The 18327-nt window shown below is 48.3% G+C and carries 20 protein-coding genes, 3 tRNA genes and 1 riboswitch; of the genes, 12 read left to right on the top strand and 11 right to left on the bottom strand.

Translation table 11 applies throughout. The features are described from left to right. Positions 1-36 precede the first annotated feature (36 nt). From ACX9NY_RS16535 to ACX9NY_RS16525, 3 genes are all read left to right on the top strand, one after another. Positions 37-112, top strand: a tRNA-Lys gene (locus ACX9NY_RS16535). Positions 113-129: 17 nt separating this feature from the next. Then, positions 130-212: transfer RNA gene (locus ACX9NY_RS16530), tRNA-Leu, on the top strand. Between the two features lie 172 nt (positions 213-384). Next, a complete protein-coding gene (locus ACX9NY_RS16525; RefSeq protein ID WP_339240376.1) occupies positions 385-810 on the top strand; it encodes a helix-turn-helix domain-containing protein in 426 nt (141 codons plus the stop codon). Between the two features lie 111 nt (positions 811-921). Here the strand turns inward: ACX9NY_RS16525 and ACX9NY_RS16520 are convergent, their stop codons facing one another. The 6 genes from ACX9NY_RS16520 to ACX9NY_RS16495 are packed head-to-tail and all read right to left on the bottom strand — an operon-like array spanning position 922 to position 5704. After that, the gene (locus tag ACX9NY_RS16520; protein ID WP_472473853.1) at positions 922-1905 is read right to left on the bottom strand and encodes an urease accessory protein UreD; all 984 of its coding nucleotides are present in this window, start codon (positions 1903-1905) and stop codon (positions 922-924) included. Further along, a complete protein-coding gene (gene ureG, locus ACX9NY_RS16515; protein ID WP_017690021.1) occupies positions 1799-2518 on the bottom strand; it encodes an urease accessory protein UreG in 720 nt (239 codons plus the stop codon). The genes ACX9NY_RS16520 and ureG overlap by 107 nt, the downstream gene beginning before the upstream one ends. A gap of 32 nt (positions 2519-2550) precedes the next feature. Further along, the gene (locus tag ACX9NY_RS16510) at positions 2551-3246 is read right to left on the bottom strand and encodes an urease accessory protein UreF (protein ID WP_472473851.1); all 696 of its coding nucleotides are present in this window, start codon (positions 3244-3246) and stop codon (positions 2551-2553) included. A 33-nt stretch (positions 3247-3279) separates the two neighbouring features. After that, a complete protein-coding gene (ureC, locus tag ACX9NY_RS16505; protein WP_472473849.1) occupies positions 3280-4998 on the bottom strand; it encodes an urease subunit alpha in 1719 nt (572 codons plus the stop codon). After that, a complete protein-coding gene (locus ACX9NY_RS16500; protein ID WP_339240380.1) occupies positions 4995-5384 on the bottom strand; it encodes an urease subunit beta in 390 nt (129 codons plus the stop codon). The genes ureC and ACX9NY_RS16500 overlap by 4 nt, the downstream gene beginning before the upstream one ends. 17 nt (positions 5385-5401) lie before the next feature. Continuing rightward, complete coding sequence (locus ACX9NY_RS16495) at positions 5402-5704, bottom strand: urease subunit gamma (RefSeq protein ID WP_253431836.1); 303 nt, start codon at positions 5702-5704, stop codon at positions 5402-5404. Between the two features lie 315 nt (positions 5705-6019). On the opposite strand from ACX9NY_RS16495, the gene urtA reads away from it, so the two are divergent. The 5 genes from urtA to urtE all read left to right on the top strand — a co-directional run bounded on the left by urtA (position 6020) and on the right by urtE (position 10876). Further along, the gene (urtA, locus tag ACX9NY_RS16490) at positions 6020-7216 is read left to right on the top strand and encodes an urea ABC transporter substrate-binding protein (protein ID WP_472479321.1); all 1197 of its coding nucleotides are present in this window, start codon (positions 6020-6022) and stop codon (positions 7214-7216) included. Positions 7217-7412: 196 nt separating this feature from the next. Further along, positions 7413-8318 (top strand): urea ABC transporter permease subunit UrtB, encoded by a 906-nt coding sequence (gene urtB, locus ACX9NY_RS16485; protein WP_036610830.1) that lies wholly within the window; start codon positions 7413-7415, stop codon positions 8316-8318. A 21-nt stretch (positions 8319-8339) separates the two neighbouring features. Beyond that, entirely contained in the window at positions 8340-9431 is a 1092-nt protein-coding gene (gene urtC / locus ACX9NY_RS16480; RefSeq protein ID WP_062833123.1) for an urea ABC transporter permease subunit UrtC, read from the top strand. Then, positions 9394-10203, top strand: a complete 810-nt coding sequence (gene urtD / locus ACX9NY_RS16475) for an urea ABC transporter ATP-binding protein UrtD (RefSeq protein ID WP_472473846.1) — start codon at positions 9394-9396, stop codon at positions 10201-10203. The genes urtC and urtD overlap by 38 nt, the downstream gene beginning before the upstream one ends. Then, positions 10181-10876, top strand: coding sequence for an urea ABC transporter ATP-binding subunit UrtE (urtE, locus tag ACX9NY_RS16470; RefSeq protein ID WP_472473844.1), 696 nt, complete (start codon positions 10181-10183; stop codon positions 10874-10876). The genes urtD and urtE overlap by 23 nt, the downstream gene beginning before the upstream one ends. 29 nt (positions 10877-10905) lie before the next feature. Here the strand turns inward: urtE and ACX9NY_RS16465 are convergent, their stop codons facing one another. The 3 genes from ACX9NY_RS16465 to ACX9NY_RS16455 form a co-directional block, all read right to left on the bottom strand. Then, positions 10906-11541: a nitrogen regulation protein NR(II) gene (locus ACX9NY_RS16465; RefSeq protein WP_339259505.1), complete on the bottom strand. Its 636-nt coding sequence runs from the start codon at positions 11539-11541 to the stop codon at positions 10906-10908. 27 nt (positions 11542-11568) lie between these two features. Beyond that, the gene (locus ACX9NY_RS16460) at positions 11569-11778 is read right to left on the bottom strand and encodes an XRE family transcriptional regulator (protein ID WP_253431853.1); all 210 of its coding nucleotides are present in this window, start codon (positions 11776-11778) and stop codon (positions 11569-11571) included. Positions 11779-12048: 270 nt separating this feature from the next. Next, positions 12049-12750 (bottom strand): urease accessory protein UreF, encoded by a 702-nt coding sequence (locus tag ACX9NY_RS16455; protein ID WP_339259508.1) that lies wholly within the window; start codon positions 12748-12750, stop codon positions 12049-12051. A gap of 444 nt (positions 12751-13194) precedes the next feature. Here ACX9NY_RS16455 and ACX9NY_RS16450 point away from each other — a divergent pair. Further along, positions 13195-13277, top strand: a tRNA-Leu gene (locus ACX9NY_RS16450). A 147-nt stretch (positions 13278-13424) separates the two neighbouring features. Here ACX9NY_RS16450 and ACX9NY_RS16445 read toward each other — a convergent pair. Then, entirely contained in the window at positions 13425-13904 is a 480-nt protein-coding gene (locus tag ACX9NY_RS16445; RefSeq protein ID WP_215076520.1) for a glutathione peroxidase, read from the bottom strand. Positions 13905-14275: 371 nt separating this feature from the next. After that, a riboswitch (cyclic di-AMP (ydaO/yuaA leader) is annotated at positions 14276-14451 on the top strand. Between the two features lie 115 nt (positions 14452-14566). Between ACX9NY_RS16445 and ACX9NY_RS16440 the strand changes: the two genes are divergently transcribed. Further along, positions 14567-14965 carry an HAD family hydrolase gene (locus tag ACX9NY_RS16440; RefSeq protein WP_339240389.1) on the top strand — a complete coding sequence of 133 codons (399 nt, stop codon included), beginning with the start codon at positions 14567-14569 and terminating at the stop codon, positions 14963-14965. 329 nt (positions 14966-15294) lie between these two features. Continuing rightward, the gene (locus ACX9NY_RS16435; RefSeq protein ID WP_339240390.1) at positions 15295-15978 is read left to right on the top strand and encodes an HAD family hydrolase; all 684 of its coding nucleotides are present in this window, start codon (positions 15295-15297) and stop codon (positions 15976-15978) included. Positions 15979-16113: 135 nt separating this feature from the next. Here the strand turns inward: ACX9NY_RS16435 and ACX9NY_RS16430 are convergent, their stop codons facing one another. Continuing rightward, positions 16114-17466: an Nramp family divalent metal transporter gene (locus ACX9NY_RS16430; protein ID WP_339240391.1), complete on the bottom strand. Its 1353-nt coding sequence runs from the start codon at positions 17464-17466 to the stop codon at positions 16114-16116. A gap of 329 nt (positions 17467-17795) precedes the next feature. Between ACX9NY_RS16430 and ACX9NY_RS16425 the strand changes: the two genes are divergently transcribed. Next, positions 17796-18215, top strand: a complete 420-nt coding sequence (locus ACX9NY_RS16425) for an organic hydroperoxide resistance protein (protein ID WP_339240392.1) — start codon at positions 17796-17798, stop codon at positions 18213-18215. Positions 18216-18327: the final 112 nt, after the last annotated feature.

Genomic DNA, 18327 nt, shown 5'->3' with positions numbered 1-18327 from the left:
AATGAAGCATGGCACATCCGGTGAAGTTTACAGCAAGAGCCATTAGCTCAGTTGGTAGAGCACCTGACTTTTAATCAGGGTGTCGAAGGTTCGAGCCCTTCATGGCTCACCATTTTTACAATTGAATATGCGGTCGTGGTGGAATGGCAGACACGCTATCTTGAGGGGGTAGTGGGTGTATACCCGTGGAGGTTCGAGTCCTCTCGACCGCATCACAGCAACAACGTTATAAGATAGACTTTCATGATCATTCATGGAAGTCTATCTTTGTGTTATACGCTATACCTTATCTTGTTCCAGGTATATAAAGGCTGAGCATTCAGGAATAATGTGGTATAATTCAAGCAGATGAGTTGATTATTACGGTTGGAAGGCGGTTCTTGTATGCAGTCGATCTATGAGCGAATTGAACACCTGATTGCCGAACGAGGAATGACCAAGAAGGCTTTCTGCCAACAGCTGAAGATTAGCACAGGCAATCTGGGTGACTGGAAACGTGGCAAGTCTATTCCGAGTACGAATAAATTAATTGAGATTGCTTCGTTTTTTGATGTGAGCCTTGACTGGCTCATGATTGGTCGTCCATCGAAGGAAGCGATGGTTCGGGAAAAACGGGAGGATTATTTTTTTGACGTTTTGCGGCAATTGAATTGCCAGGAAAGTGAATTATCGACTGTGGAACAGTCTTTTATCAGCGAATATATTGAATTCACCCGTTACCGCAAATCCAAGGAAAGCAAAGACGCAGGAGACTATCGTTATAAGTCTGAGAACAGATCAGAGATTAATTCTGAAGAGAACGAAGCGTAACTGATATGAGCAGCATCCATAGACTGAATGAACAAAAACCTCTGGACTAATCCGAACATACTCGGAGATAGTTCAGAGGTTTTTTGTATTAACCATGCATGTTTCATGCCCTTATTTACGAAAGACAAGAGTTTCTTTGCCTAGCAGTTGGGGGCGGAGTGTGTTCCAGATCTGAAGGCACTGTTCCTGAAGCTCCCAAGCGGCCATGCCAAGGATTCGAACGCCGATGCCTCCCGTTGCCAGTAAACTTGCACCTGCGAGCATCCGTCCATCGGGTGGCAGCGCGGATCTGACTTGTTGCAACTCCGCAGTGCCAAGCCCCGGAGCGATTATCCACAATGCAGCGGTATGTGTGTAGTGAAGGAGAGATGCTGAGTGTTTGGGGTCATCGGTTGCCGGTTCGAGTCCGAAACGATCCCAGACAGCCAGTTGCTTACCTTGCCATATCTCCGTCAAGCTGCGGTAGCGTTCGAACTGGAATGCTTCTCCCCGGTGAATCCGTCCGGCAGACCAGATATCTGCATAGGCAAGAATGGCCTGTTCATCCAGCTCAAAGGTTACTGCGAGTGAAGAAGAACTCCCTTTGAAGGGAATGACGCATTCCGGGAAGTATTCCAGCGTAGCTCCTTTTCCCAACAGAAAGTGATGATTAACGGATGAGGGAATGGAAGGTGTGGGATGAAGTCTGGTCGCTGATGTGCTGCTCAGCATGACATGTGTGCCTTCACCTAATTCCCACTCGGAATGATAATGATCCCCGTTAAGGACTCCGGGAGAGACGTCTGATGTGTACACGCATAACTCGGTTCCGCCTCCGGGAGGCCGAAAGGATCGGCTAAACCGGAGAGGGGCGCTGTAATAACGATCGGTCATAACCGTCCGCTCGCCTTGAAAGGCAAAGGTGGCCCGAAGCTCGCTGCGGCGCGTGACAGGCTCACCTGTACTTTCGTTCCGATTCACTCCTGTCCCGGTGGGCACAGAAGGTGAATTAATGTGAGTGAGTGCCATGTTCATGGCTGTGTGAATGCAGATGTGCAGCGGAAGCATCGTCATCCATGTATTGATGTTCGAGCCAGTGGACGATCTCGGATACACCTTCACCGCTCATTAGATTAGACATGACATAAGGGCGGCCTTCGCGTACCCGCTCGGTATCATTTTTCATCACTTCCAGGCTTGCTCCAACGTAAGGGGCGAGGTCGGTTTTGTTGATCAACAGCAGGTCTGAACGCGTGATGCCAGGTCCGCCTTTGCGCGGGAGTTTCTCTCCTTGGGCAACGTCGATAATGTAGATGAATACATCAGCGAGTTCTGGACTGAATGCAGCGGAGAGATTGTCACCACCGCTCTCGATAAAGATCAGTTGCAGATCCGGGAAACGTTCAATCAACTCGTCAACTGCTTCGAAATTCATGGAAGCATCCTCACGAATAGCCGTGTGCGGGCATCCGCCTGTCTCTACACCGATAATACGCTCTGGTGCCAGTGCATTCTGACGCAGCAAGATCTCGGCATCTTCCTTCGTATAAATGTCATTGGTGATGACAGCAAGGCTATAACGTGTACGCAGTGCCTTGGACAGCTTCTCGACAAGGGCTGTTTTGCCTGAACCTACCGGTCCGCCAATGCCAATTCGCATCGGACGACTCCGATCAAATGCCTTACGTTCCCACTCCGGATGATGCGTATGATTAGCTCCTCCACACATAACAATTCCTCCTAAGTTAGATAAAGTTGTAGTTAAGACATAAACAGCCGTGCGGGTAAGGTCTCGTGCCGCATAGCATAGATTTCCTGGGCGATTCCGAAGCTGTGCATATCTTCCGGGTCATTTTCCCGAATGAGTGCCCATTCTGCTTCGATATCATCGAGCAGCTTCTGAATCAACATCTGCGCCTCGGTTTGACCGATGGGCAGAAGGCGAAGTGCGCTGTTCACATAAGCGTTAACTGAGGTATACAGATGCCCGGTAACGGCTTCATCCAATGCAAACTCCAATTGATAGTTGATATAACCGTGAATGGTCGTAATACCGCAATACGCGCCGTGTTCCCGTATGGCCTCATCAATCAGGGTGAAGTCCATCCAAGGATAGAGTGAACGGGCCAACTTGAGTAGTCGCTTTCCCATTTTGTGGCCGCTTTCCCTGAGTTCCCGAGGGGAGCGCTGGGCGTGGACACGTTTGTCATACAGGGCAAGTATAGCGGCATCCTGCTGATGTATTGCCTGATAGACGCCTTTGATGGCAAGACCATCTAGTCTTACAAGACTGGAATGAAGCTGACTGCGAATAAACTGTTCGAGCTGCGCAGTATTTTGTACCGTGCCATCATGTGTATAAGCCTCTAGACCGAAGGAATGGGAGAACCCACCGATAGGCAGGGCTGAATCCAACAGCTGAACGTAACGGAGCAGCTTCGTGCCACTATTCATCATGAGTGCCCCCTTATCAGCTAATCCGTATTCAGATCAAAACATAAAGTAGCGCTGTGCCATAGGCAACTCGTCTGCGGGTTCACAGGTGAGCAGTTCGCCGTCGGCGCGTACCTCATAGGTTTCGGGATCGACCTCAATGACAGGGGTGACGTCATTGTGGATCATGTCTTTTTTGCTTACCGAGCGGCAGCCTTTAACAGGTTCAACCCGCTTTTTCAGCCCTAATGTCTCTTTGATTCCCGCATCTGCTGCGGCTTGGGAGACAAAGGTGATCGATCCGCTGGCAATGGCGCTTCCATAGGCTCCGAACATCGGTCTTCCAAATACTGGCTGAGGGGTCGGGATGGATGCATTGGGATCACCCATCTGGGCGAATGTAATCATGCCACCCTTGATGACAATCTCGGGTTTTACACCAAAGTAGGCCGGTTTCCATATGGTTAGATCTGCCAGCTTGCCGACTTCCACCGAACCGACGAGATGTCCGATTCCATGGGCGATCGCCGGATTGATGGTGTATTTGGCGACATATCGCTTGATCCGATCGTTATCGGAAGGTGAGTCTGGGTTGAGTTCAAGTTTGCCGCGCTGTTTCTTCATCTTGTCGGCTGTCTGCCAAGTGCGTATAATGACTTCGCCCACTCGGCCCATGGCCTGTGAATCGGAACTGATGATGCTGAACACGCCAAGATCATGCAAAATGTCTTCGGCCGCAATGGTCTCGGGACGAATCCGCGAATCGGCAAAAGCGACATCTTCCGGGATGGAAGGGTCCAGGTGATGGCACACCATCAACATATCCAGGTGCTCTTCTACAGTGTTGCGTGTGTACGGTCGTGTTGGGTTGGTGGATGAGGGGATAACGTAGGACTCCCCAGCGGCCCGAATAATGTCCGGTGCATGTCCGCCACCAGCGCCTTCCGTATGGTACGTGTGGATTGTCCGGCCATTGATCGCGGCCAGTGTGTTTTCGAGAAATCCGGTTTCGTTCAGTGTATCGGTATGGATAGCGACTTGAACATCATGTTCACCGGCGGCAGTCAGGCAGGCATCGATAGCGCTCGGAGTGGTACCCCAATCCTCGTGCAGCTTCAGACCGATTACACCCGCTTCAATCTGTTCGATTAAAGGTGCAGTACTGGAGCTGTTGCCTTTGCCGAGGTAACCGATGTTCATGGGAAAAGCTTCTGCGGACTCCAGCATCCGGTGAATGTGCCAGGCTCCTGGGGTGCAGGTGGTGGCTTTGGTTCCTGTTGCTGGTCCTGTTCCGCCGCCAATCATGGTTGTTACCCCGGAGGATAATGCAGTCTGAATCTGTTGTGGACAGATGAAATGAATATGGGTATCAATGCCGCCAGCGGTTACAATCATGCCTTCACCAGCAATGATTTCGGTGGAAGCACCGATGACCAGCGAGGGGTGAACCCCATCCATTGTATCCGGATTGCCGGATTTGCCAATGGCGCAGATATGCCCATCCCGAATGCCGATATCCGCTTTTACAATGCCCCAATGATCAATGATGATGGCGTTGGTAATAACGGTATCAGGAGTACCGTCACTGCGCAGGGCAGAGGTGGACTGGCCCATCCCGTCGCGGATGACTTTGCCACCCCCGAACTTGCTCTCATCTCCGTACACAGCATAGTCATGTTCGATCTCTGCCCATAGTTCGGTATCTGCGAGTCTTACGGCATCACCGGTTGTGGGTCCGAACATCGAAGCATATTGCTCGCGACTCATTCGTTTCATGAAGGCTCACCTCTATCCTGTATGGGAGGGGAGAACGTCTTCAGGAATGCCTCTAGTTTCTGTGGATCGGGTTGTTGATCTGCTGAGCCTTCCGTTAATCCATTGAATCCGTGAATCTGGCGTTTGCCGCCAAAGGTCGTGAGTTCGACGGGTTTCTCTTCACCGGGTTCGAAACGGACGGCGGTGCCTGCCGGAATATGCAGACGATGTCCAAAAGCTGACGTGCGATCAAAGTCCAGTGCGGCATTAACTTCATAGAAGTGAACGTGAGAGCCGACCTGGACGGGACGGTCGCCGCGGTTCAGGACAATCAGGCGTAGAGTTGGGCGATCCGGATGACAGATGATATCGTCATCTGGCTTCAAGCGATATTCACCAGGAATCATGGTTTCTCCTGCCTTTCTCAGCGTATAGGTTCATGTACAGTAACCAGTTTGGTACCGTCAGGAAATGTGGCTTCTACCTGTACTTCAGGGATCATATCAGGAACGCCATCCATACAGTCTTCGCGTGTCAGGATGGTACCTCCGTGTCTCATTAAATCGGCAACACTCATTCCATCCCGTGCCCGTTCCATGAGTTCGGAGGTCAATAAAGCGATGGCTTCGGGAACATTTAACTTGAGTCCGCGTGCTCTTCGTTCGCGGGCGAGGTTAGCGGCCACGGTAATCAGGAGTTTTTCCTTTTCCTGTTCAGTCCAGTGCAAGGCAATCCGACCTTTCGCTTATAATGTCTGATATATTCGTGGAACATATTGTATGTTAAATATACTCACACAGGGTGAACCCTTTGTCAATAAGCTTCAAAGCTTATTAGCAGCATGCATGAAATGAGTAGGCATGAAATAAAATTATGTAAGCTATATTGACATGAAGAGTGTAACACTCCATAATTTGGATCAACGAACATTTTGGGTGTAAATGACCTTAATGTTCGGCAATAGACTAAAAAAAGGGAGTGTAGGCTATTGAAGAAGAGGACGGTCAAGTTATGGAGTGTTTTGCTCGGTGCGGTCATTGTCATGACGGGATGTGTGGAGGGTGCTGCGCCGCCTGAAGCTTCAGGTTCGGGTGGTACAGGAGAGCCGGCTGCATCCAGTGATACGATTAAAGTTGGTATTCTTCACTCCCTCAGCGGAACGATGGCGATCAGTGAGGTATCTGTTAAAGATGCCGAGATGCTTGCTATTGAAGAGATTAACGCCGCGGGCGGAGTTTTGGGTAAGCAGATCGAGCCAGTAATTGAGGATGGCGCTTCGGATTGGCCTACTTTTGCGGAGAAGGCTGGAAAGTTGCTGCAACAGGATAAGGTCGCTGCAGTATTTGGTGGATGGACCTCTGCAAGTCGGAAGGCTATGCTCCCGGTGTTCGAACAGAACAAAGGTCTGTTGTTTTACCCGGTACAATATGAAGGATTGGAATCGTCGCCAAATATTTTTTATACAGGAGCAACAACCAATCAGCAGATCGTTCCATCCGTAACCTGGTTACTGGAGAACAGGGGCAAGACGTTTTATCTGCTCGGTTCAGATTATGTTTTTCCGAAAACGGCCAATCAGGTCATTAAGGCACAACTCGCAGCAGAAGGCGGCGAAGTGGTGGGTGAGGAATATACACCGCTGGGACATACCGATTACAGTACCATCATTAGCAAAATCAAGGCTGCGAAGCCGGATATTGTATACAATACACTGAACGGGGATAGCAATGTGGCCTTCTTCAAACAATTGAAGGACGCAGGAATCTCATCGGATCAGATGACAACCCTGTCGGTAAGTGTAGCGGAGGAAGAAATCCGTGGTATTGGCGCAGAGGTATTGAAGGGGCATCTCGCTTCGTGGAATTATTATCAGACAACGGATACACCTGAAAATGCCACATTTGTTGCCAAGTACAAAGAAAAATACGGTGCTGATCGGGTGACAGCAGATCCGATTGAAGCGGGATATGTGGCAGTTTATCTCTGGAAGGCAGCGGTGGAAAAAGCAGGATCAACCGACGTGGAGAAGGTTAAGGCAGCTGCGAAGGGTCTGGAGTTTGATGCACCGGAAGGTAAGGTGACTGTGGATGGGGAGAATCAGCATATCTACAAAACCGTACGGATCGGTGAGGTACAGGAAGATGGACAGTTCAAGGAATTGTGGAATTCTGGTGCGCCTGTCAAGCCGGACCCTTATCTGAAAACGTATGAATGGGGAGCTTCCCTTAGCGCCAAATAACATAGAAACCCCGTAATAAACATAGATAACTCGCTTCAAAGCAGTCGAAACAGAAACGAGGGTGTGACAACACACCCTCTAACCGTATCGCGGTAAAGCGTTGATGTGATGAGTGTATGTATTGGATGTGTAGTGACTGAGACGGATTGAAATCATGCGCATTAGCGAGAGTCGCGGTATGGAGGAGGGGATCACGATGGATATGTTTATCCTGCAGATGTTCAATGGTCTGAGTATCAGTTCAATTCTATTGTTGATTGCACTCGGTCTGGCGGTAACGTTTGGGTTGATGAATGTCATCAATATGGCTCACGGTGAACTGATCATGATCGGTGCATATGCAACGTATGTAACACAAAATCTGTTCATGTCCTATGCTCCAGCGGCGTGGTTTGGTGCCTACTTTGTTGTGGCTTTGCCGATTGCGTTCATTGTAGCTGCTCTGATTGGCTGGCTGCTAGAAGTCGTACTGATCAGGCATCTATATGGTAGGCCGCTGGACAGTCTGCTTGCGACATGGGGCGTAGGGATGATGCTGCAACAGCTGGCCCGCACGATATTCGGAGCGCCGAATGTGGGGGTATCCAGTCCGGCTTGGCTCAATGGGGGATTGGCGATCTCGGACGGCATTGTGTTTCCGTACAAGCGAATTTTCATTATCGCATTGGTTGCGGTTGTGCTGTTGTGTATGTATCTCTATATCTATCGAACATCATCCGGAAGACGAATGAGAGCTGTGATGCAGAATCGGAGTATGGCAGGATGCCTTGGAATTTCGACTCGGCGGGTGGATGGCATGACCTTTGCCATTGGTTCGGGCATCGCGGGTATTGCTGGCTGTGCATTAACGCTCATTGGTCCGATTGGCCCTTCCCTTGGCACGTATTATATTGTGGATGCATTCATGGTCGTTGTTCTGGGTGGCGTAGGGAAATTGGTCGGAACCGTGTGTGGGGCACTGGGAATTGGTATGTTCAACACGCTGTTCGAAACGTATACCTCTGCCTCCATTGGCAAGGTGCTGGTATTTGTGTGTATCGTTGCTTTTCTGCAATGGAAACCACGTGGCCTGGTTGCAATGCGTACACGGAGTCTCGATTAACGTGAAGAAGGGGGTTAGTTCATGTCGGCATTACTCAAGACTGGCAGTCTGAAAATGAGGATCATCTGGGCGGTTGTGCTCATCATGATGTGTCTTGCTCCACTGATCTCCACGGAGTTTCGTCTGAGTCTGTTAGCCAAGTTTTTGGCGCTGGCGATCCTGGCCATTGGTCTCGATCTGATCTGGGGATATGGGGGTGTGCTGAGTTTAGGGCACGGTGTGTTCTTTGGACTGGGTGGTTACGCGATGGCAATGTATCTGAAGCTCCAGGCCAGTGGAGCAACGCTTCCTGACTTCATGGGATGGAGCGGTCTCAGTGGTCTGCCCTGGTTCTGGGAACCATTTCGCTCTTTCCCCGTGGCCCTCCTATTGGGGATAGCCCTTCCGGCATTGCTCGCCTTTGCTCTGGGGTGGTTTACGTTCCGTAACCGGATCACTGGTGTATACTTCACTATTCTTACACAAGCCTTGGTTCTCATTACGGTGACATTATTTGTTGGTAAACAGGAATGGACGGGTGGGACGAATGGCATTACCGGATATAATTCAATCTTTGGTTTTACACTTCATTCCGCTGGAACAACAATTGCTCTCTACTATATAACCCTTGCTGTTCTGGTGATTGCTTATGTGCTCTGTCGTCGAATGGTGAACAGTCGGTTCGGCCAAGTGCTCGAAGCTGCGCGTGATGGAGAGAATCGGGTGCGATTCCTTGGATATGATCCGGCAGGATACAAAACGCTGGCTTTTGCTTTTTCCGGTGCGCTTGCAGGCATCGCGGGCATGTTGTTTGTTCTTCAGGTTGGCATTATCTCGCCATCCATGATGGGGATTGTGCCCTCCATTGAGATGGTTCTGTGGGTTGCGTTGGGTGGTCGCGGTACGCTTATCGGTGCAGTCATCGGAGCGGTGGTACTGAATGCAGCCAAAACAGGTATAAGCGAGGCTTACCCTGAAGGATGGTTGTTTGTCATTGGTGGGCTCTTTGTAACGGTAGTTTTGTTCATGCCGAACGGTATTGTGGGTGTGTATCGTCATGTTGTTCGCTTGCTGAAGCGGAGAGGAGAGAGTGCGCATGTCCAAGTCACTCGGGAAAAACCTGAAGTCTACTAAGGATTCGGCAGTCCTGGTAGCTGAGGATATTACAGTGGCCTTTGGCGGGTTCGTTGCTGTCAAAGGCATGAATCTGAAGCTGCATGAGCATGATCTGCATTTTCTGATTGGACCGAATGGTGCAGGGAAAACGACGATGCTGGATGTGATCTGTGGTAAAACCAAACCGTTGTCCGGCTCGGTGAAGATGGGGGATGGCGCGGACTTGACGAAACTGAGAGAACACCAGATTGTTCGCAAAGGTGTAGGACGCAAATTTCAGGCGCCATCAATCTTCGCGGGTCTGACGGTGCAGGAAAATCTGACGCTGGCAGCGGAGACTCGACGTTCCCCTTTGCAAGCCATCGGTATTCGTCGATATGGGAAAATGAGTGTTGCCATGGAGCGTGTTACCCTCCAGATTGGTCTGCAAGATCGCGTTGAGACTCGTGCAGGAGCGTTATCGCATGGGGAGAAGCAGTGGCTGGAGATCGGCATGTTGCTTCTGCAGGAGCCACGTGTGTTGTTGCTGGACGAACCAGCCGCAGGCATGACGGATGAAGAAACGCACAAGACAGGGCGACTCCTGCAAGAGATTGCGCGTGAACGCTCGGTTGTGGTGGTGGAGCATGATATGGAGTTTGTGCGAGAGTTCGCAGCCAAGGTAACGGTAATGCATGAAGGGAAACTGCTGAAGGAAGGTACGATGGCGGAGGTGCAGGCAGACCCGAAAGTGGCAGAAGTGTACCTAGGCAAAAGGAGGGATGACCATGCTGTCGCTGCAACGAATTGAATCCGGCTACGGGGAGAGCAATGTGCTCCGCGGTGTGAACCTTGACGTACAGCCTGGACAGGTGGTGTGTCTGATGGGGCGTAACGGTGTGGGTAAAACCACGTTGATGAAAACATTAATGGGGCTGCTCAAAACACGCAAGGGCAGTATTCAGTGGCAAAATCAGGAGTTATGCACCTTGGACACAGCCAAGCGGGCAAGGGCAGGGATCGGTTATGTACCTCAAGGGCGGGAGATTTTCCCGCAGCTTACGGTGAAAGAAAACCTGTTGCTTGGTCTGAAGACAAGTGCTCCGGGATTAAAAACGTTCCCGGAGGATGTGCTGGCGATGTTCCCGGTGCTTGCTACGATGTATGGACGGCAGGGCGGGGATCTGAGTGGTGGACAGCAGCAACAATTGGCATTCGCCCGGGCATTGGCTTCACGTCCGGGGTTGTTACTGCTTGATGAGCCGACAGAAGGCATCCAGCCTTCTATCGTGGAGGACATTCGGCAGGTTATTCTGCAGCTCAAGGCGAAGGGAGATCTCTCTGTTCTGCTGGTGGAGCAAAGTATTGATTTTGTAAGGAGTGCCGCCGATTATATCTATATCATGGACAAAGGCACCATCACCCTGCATGGGACACCGCAGGAACTGGATATGTCGCAGTTTGAACATCATCTGTCCGTGTAGTGTTAATTAGCGTGTTGAGTAGTTAGGTTTCAGGAACGCTTGTCCAGGATATTCGAGTATTTCGGATATAACCGCCGGATGCATTCAGGACAGATATCATGGGTGAATTCGGCGTGGGTATGCTTCTCCAGATAATTCTCAACGGAGGTCCACTGTTCCTCTTCGTCCTTGATTTGTTTGCAGACAGCGCAAATAGGCAGCAGTCCCCGCAATGTGCGCACTTCAGACAATGCCTTCTTCAATTGGTGTTCTGTCTTCCTCTGTTCGGTAATATCCATGTGTGCAATCAAAGCTAGATCGGTATCCAGAATTGTATTCGTGTGAGACAGAGGGGTGAGTTCCACGCGAAACCACCTCTCTTCGTTGTATACAGTATACACGCAGATATCATATGTATGATTTCGATTAAAGGGTATTCCGCGTTCTTTCAAATTCTGTGCGACAAGTGCCGTGTTTGTGTTCTTGCTTCGTATTGCCCAGGCTTCCGTCAGATGCAGGTAATGTGCATGATTAATATTCGCATCCGGGTATGGTGGTGATTGGCCGAGCCCCTGTTGCCAGGCGCGGTTACAACTGTGAATGATCCAATTATGATCAACGATGATGAGTTGGTGACGTATGGACTGGAACGACAGTCTCTCCAGATCGGATGTAACATGTCTCATGGATGGGACCCTCCTTTGACAGAAATCTTATCTCAGTTCATCTGGAATATCCAAAATATCAGCGACCATGTGCCTGAATCGGGTTGCTTTGCGTGTGCCGTGGATGAGATTGGATAAACGGTAGGGTGGGATGCCGTGCTGTTCACAAAAGGTCTTCTGGTCCACTTGTAGTTCGGTTAGCCGTCGTTTGATGGCCCATCCGAACGGAGTGACTGGTTTTTTCTTGTTCTTGTTCAAAAGGGTTCACCCCTGGTTAGAATGTAGTATTCAGTCGCCCTTTCTTCATGTAGAATATATAGAAATGCGAGCTGTATATTTCATTATATACGTAAATCCGTCATCTAACAATTAAAAAAGACGGAAAAAAGTGTATTTTGTGATGTTAAATGGCGTAAATACGTTAAATAAACAAATAAAATGACAAAAAACACGTCGGCAAGGAGGTTGCCGGCGTGTTTTTTTGTTTGTTTGATGAAGGGAAGGGGGCGGGTTTGTGGAGCAAGAGGACTAGGCTCTGTAGGCATGAAGTCCAGCTCCAAGCATATGGAAACTGGGGAAAAATGATTTCATGGACATCGAGGTTGGCTGTGCCAGTCCATCCGCAGCCGAGGCGCTTACGGTATTCCATTCAGTCTCCAGATCTGTGGCCAGGCGTACCATCAGATCTTTGGTTATATCGTTATTCAGGGGAATGACTTTGGAGGCTTCGGTTATGCAGGCATTCATGGCTGAATGCAGGTAACCAAGGACCGCTTCCTCGACCGGGATGTCGAGGTGGTGGTTAATCCAGGCGTGAACAGTGGAGAGGCAGCCAACCGAATCATATTTGGCGAAGATCTGTTCGAGCTGGCTAAAATCAATCCAGGGGTGCAGAGCGCGTGCCAGTCTGATCAATCGTTTTCCCATGGCGGCAGCTTGTTCTCTGAGATCTCCAGGAGTTCGCTGAACATGGACCAGTTTATCGATCAGAGCTATCCGCCATGTATCCTTGTGATCTGCTGCGGTATAGATGCCTTTGATGGCCATGCCTTCAAGACGAACAATGCTGGGATGCAACTGACAACGCATGAATGATTCGAGATCTTCAGCATTACGAATGGTACCCTCCCTGATATGGATATCCATGCCGAAGGAATGGGTAAACCCTCCAACCTGAATAGAGGAATCAAGCAGTTTGACATAATCGAGCAGCTTATTCCCACGGTTCACAATCATTCGCCTCCTGTGTTCGTTAAATGTCATGTTAAATGACATTTATATTCCTTTTTGTTAACTTTATGTTTGAAAATCCGAATTATATGATAGTTATCATCCCATAAACGTCCGCTTTTTGTCAATAGTATCCGTTAAATTTAATGAATAGATTCTGATATTTAATATTTGTGTCATTTTATATAACTTATTATGTTATTTATGTGACGGAGTTCAGGGAGGACTATATATAAGGAAGGACTATATATAAATGAATCAACAAGATCGGCTCTTACCGAAAAAGAGGGGATCAAATCTAATAATATGCACTTCATGGGTAAACATGACGAGAATATGCGTTTTTTGAGGAAAATGCCTAGCTAAAAAAGAAGGTTTAAAAAATACTTTACTTTTATTTCAGAACCCTGTATAATCAATTCTGTTGCCGATTATTTACGACATGCGGTCGTGGTGGAATGGCAGACACGCTATCTTGAGGGGGTAGTGGGCGTATGCCCGTGGAGGTTCGAGTCCTCTCGACCGCATCATATGAACGATGAAGAAGAAGCTTTCCATTAATGGAAAGCTTCTTTTTTTGCCTTTTTGAACAGTCTGGTACCAGAAGTTGAAAAAAGGCCATCCATTACCGGGGGTAATGGTGCTCTACCTTCCGGCTAAGGGTGGCCGATGTACTATTTTTGCAGCAAGTTCTTGATATCTTCTTCAATCTTGTCAGGTGTTGTTTTGGGAGCATAACGTTTAACTACCTGTCCGTTCTGATCCACAAGGAATTTGGTGAAATTCCATTTGATTGCTTTGGAGCCGAGCAGGCCGGGTGCTTCTTTGCTAAGGTGTTGGAAGAGCGGGTGAGCACTTGAGCCATTCACATCAATTTTCTCAAACATAGGGAAGCTCACGCCATAATTCATCTGACAGAACTCCGCGATATCGTCGGAAGAACCTTTTTCCTGGGCAAACTGGTTGCTTGGAAATCCAAGGACTTCAAATGGCGCATCCTGGAACTTGTCTTGCAGTTCTTGCAGACCTTTGAATTGAGGTGTAAGTCCGCATGAGCTTGCCGTATTCACAATCAGTAACACTTTATCACGGTAGTCGGACATTTCAACTTCTTGACCGCGAAGGGTATTCACTTTGTAATCGTAGACTGTCATCTCAATCGCCTCCATGATATCATCTGATACCTTTCATTATATTGGTTACAATTAAATAATGCAAAACTAATATGATGTTAAAAGAATCAAAACTGGCAAGTTGTGCAGAATGCGTGAATGAATTGCGAAGTGATTTACGCCAGAGTGAGAATTAGATAGCCTTGACGAGGTGGATAGCGTATAACCGTATTGTAAGCGTTATTATATATGAATAATGGCGAAAATCTGCCGATTCGGTGATCTGTCCGGACTTTACACCGCCATGGCACGGGTGTATGATTCATATCGTAATTTCAATTTAAAACTAAATTGTACCTGAAAAACGAAACAAACGATAATATCGCTCGATCTTAACTTAAGATATACGAACGATGTTTTAATCGCTGAGTTTCCATTCATTCATGAATGGGAAACGGGGGAACCAACGGAATGCGCTGTCCAGGACAGTAGGCATTCATGGGGTGAATTTTCCGGTGACAGCCGGAAATAGGGCGACTCTCGCGCCCGAATCCGTCAGCTAACCTCGTAAGCGTTAAAGGGAGAGGCAACAAGCCGTACGCTGGTTCATGGCGTTTTCGCCATGGATTCTTTAAGAAGCGTTCGGGAGGCCTTGGTCCCCCACGCTTCTTTTTTGTTGTCTTTTCACGCCAAGGGAGGAACGAATGATGGATACTGAGATGATCTTAGTGACTGCTCCTAATGAAGCAGGACGCAAATTTATCAAATTGCTGATGTACAAAAAAATGCCGTTTGCCGTTCTAACCAACAGTGCAGGGGAAGAGCGCAGACTCCGTAGAATCGGAGTAGAACATGTCATTCGCATGAATACGGCTGCAGCTCAAAAATGGTTTTTGCCGCAGGCAAGCGTTGGTAACGTGTTTATTTTCGAGAACAGCCTGAATCTGACCTGTCGTTATTTACAGATCTGTCGATCGTGGACATCGAAATCCCTATGCGTCATTACGGAGCAAAGCCATCCGAAGGGGATCTATCGGGGAATGGGTGCAGACCGGATTGTATATTCACTCAATGGGGAAGTCGGCTTTCTCCTCAATGGGTAATGTCATAGCTTGAGATTGCTCAGGTGTAAGGTGCCTGTTATAATTGAATGTATCGATAAACGGAAATTTGAGGAGACTCGTGCATGATGGTGAGTCTTCTTTTTTATGGTTTTAAAGGTAGTTCAAAAAGTCCGCTTTTGATTACGAAGGATGCCTAGCGGCATCATCAGCATCGAATATGAAATTCAGCCGAAATGTCCGTTGCTCACGTAGTTTTCCCTACGCTCCGCTACTCCATTTCTAGCTTCATTCCATCTTCTCGATACTGAAAACCAGACTTTTTGAACACGAACTTTTAGATTGCCTGTGGCTTACAAGGAGGAATTGGCGTGCCGGATGTGGGTGGATTAAAGTGGTTGTTTTTTGATGTTGGAGATACGCTGGTGGATGAATGGGAGCCGGTTGATGATATTATCGGACAGTTCGTTCGCGAAGCCTGTGCTTTGGGGTATCCGGTGAAGATTGAGGCGGTACGTGAACTGTTCGCGAACTGTTATCAGAAATATGAACAATGGCCCATGAGAGTGGCGATTCGCACATTCATTGAAGATGAGGGACATCAGAAACAGATTCAGGACAAGCTGAAGTTTAAAAAAGATCTTGAACGACCTTTTCCTTCAGCGGATTCCGTACTTCAGCAGTTGTCGCGGTATTATCGCATTGGCATTATCGCCAATCAGAGTCCTGGAACGGAAGAAAGACTGGAGAGTTACGGACTGCGAAAGTATGTTGATGTTCTGGCATGCTCGGCTGAAGAAGGGGTGTCCAAGCCAGATCCAGAGCTGTACGCTGTAGCCCTGAAACAGGCGGGTTGTGCACCGGAGGAAGCCGTCATGATCGGGGATCGGATTGATAACGATATCATTCCTGCCCGGAAGCTGGGCATGCGTACGATTCGAATTATGCAGGGGTACGGAAGATTCCAGCCAGACCGATCGGATGACGAACGCGCGGATTGGACTGTGGATTCATTGGATGAACTCCTGCCTTTACTGGTGCCGGATCAGGAATAGATGATTATTTGTTAGAGCTCGGAGTTTTACTACAAAAAGAAACACCTCGCTGTACTGCAATAATAAAGGCTGATCAACTTGGTATTGAATACCGGAGTTGATCAGCCTTTTTGATGTTTAGTCGATAAGACGAGATTAGAATAACCGGATCGTCTGAATGATCAGATATACATTCAGCACAACGATAATTGCGGCAATGACCCATGAGATGATTTTGAGCCACAATTTGTTAGCGAATGCACCCATGCTTTTTTTATCACTCGTGAACATGACCAGAGGGATTACCGCAAAAGGTAATTGAAGAGAAAGTACAACCTGACTCAAAATGAGCAGTTCTTCTGTGCCGTGTTCTCCTGCAATTGCTGTGACAATTACTGCCGGGATGATGGCGATCAGACGTGTGACCAGTCTGCGCAGCCAAGCCGGAATCCGAATGTTGAGGAAACCTTCCATAACAATCTGCCCTGCGAGTGTACCTGTAAGGGTAGAATTCTGGCCTGATGCTAACAGCGCCACACCGAACAGGATACTTGCGATTGTAGTCCCTAATAGGGGTGTGAGCAAGTGGTAGGCATCGGAGATCTCGGCAACCTGCGTCATGCCGGCACTATGGAATACAGCAGCTGATACAATCAGGATGGCCGCATTGATGAACAAGGCGAGTGTTAGCGCGATTGTAGAGTCCATGGTCGAATAACGAATCGCTTCTTTTTTGCCCTGTGGTGTCTGTTCGATCTGACGCGTCTGCACAATGGAAGAATGCAGATACAGATTATGCGGCATCACGGTTGCTCCTATAATACCAATGGCAATATAGAGCATGGCAGGGTTCTGCAGGATCTCCACATTTGGGACAAAACCATGGAGAACACCGCCCATATCCGGTTTTGCCAGGAACAGGTCAATCCCGAAGCAGAGGGCAATGGTGGCCATCAGCACGATGACGAGTGTTTCCAAGGCGCGGAAGCCTTTATTTTGCAGTACAAGAATCAGGAGTACATCAACAGCGGTGATGATAACTCCGTACAACATGGGGATGTTAAATAAGAGCTTTAATGCGATGGCAGAACCGATGACCTCAGCCAGATCGGTAGCTGCAATGGCCAGTTCACACAGAATCCATAACATGACGACAACGGGCATGCTGAAGCGTTCGCGGCAGGCTTGGGCCAGATCCCGTCCAGTGACGATGCCAAGCTTTCCTGCCAACGATTGAAGTACAACGGCCATCATGTTTGAGAGCAGGATGACGGATAACAAAGTATACCCGAACTGCGATCCGCCTGCGATATCTGTTGCCCAGTTGCCGGGGTCCATGTAACCTACGGCCACGAGATACCCTGGCCCTACAAAAGCGAGAAATTTCTTCCACCATGCCGCATTCTGCGGTACTTTCATGGAACTATGTGCTTCTCCGAGTGAAGGGGCTATGCCTGCAGTAGACAATGATTCACTTGAAGGAGCGTTGAATGGATTTTTTTTACTCATACGTTTATCACCTGACTCTTTGGAATAGTGATGCGGGACGAACCGCTCAAGATATATCTAAATTTTTATGTTTATTGTTACATTGTACTCCTTCAATAATTTTTGTCTAGTGCAACTTTTATGTATTAACACAAAAATTATGTTCTAATTTGAAAATGCTCTTTTGTATATTACCCAACCCCGAAAAAAATACAGATATGTGGATAAGATGCATGAAAATAATAAAGATGTAAAAGCTGATAAAGATATAAAATGCGTTTCAAATTGAGCCAGAAGTTTAAATTGAATTGAAGGCATTTAAAACTATATGGATAAGGGAGAGATTCTTAATGGAAGCTTTATATACAGCAGTAGCGACAGTTAAAGGTGGACGTACAGGTTCGGTGACATCTTCGGATGGCATGCTTAAACATGATCTGAAAATGCCCAAAGAGCTTGGAGGTTCCGGTGGTGAAGGTACCAACCCTGAACAGCTCTTCGCCGCTGGATATGGAGCATGTTATGAAAGTGCCCTTGCCAATGTAGCACGCAAAGCAGGCGTGAAATTGGAGGATGTGGTCGTTACAAGTAACGTATCCATTGGTAAAGACCCTGCGGATGACGGTTTCCAGTTATCTGTTCGTTTGGACGTGAGTATGCCTGGTGTGGATCACAGTCAAGCAGAAGAGCTGGCTCGCAAGGCACATGATTTCTGTCCATATTCCAAAGCGACACGTGGCAATATTGATGTTGTATTAAACGTAGTCTAAGATTTGACTCCCCCAATCAAAGGGGAACATATAGAGCAGGGTATCTCAGATACCTGATGTTCGTTCGTTTGAGTACAAAGCCCTGCTGGCCATCGGCAGGGTTTTGTGTTGA

The organism is Paenibacillus sp. CB74, assembly GCF_055687625.1.
This window is presented reverse-complemented; position numbering and strand designations above follow the sequence as displayed.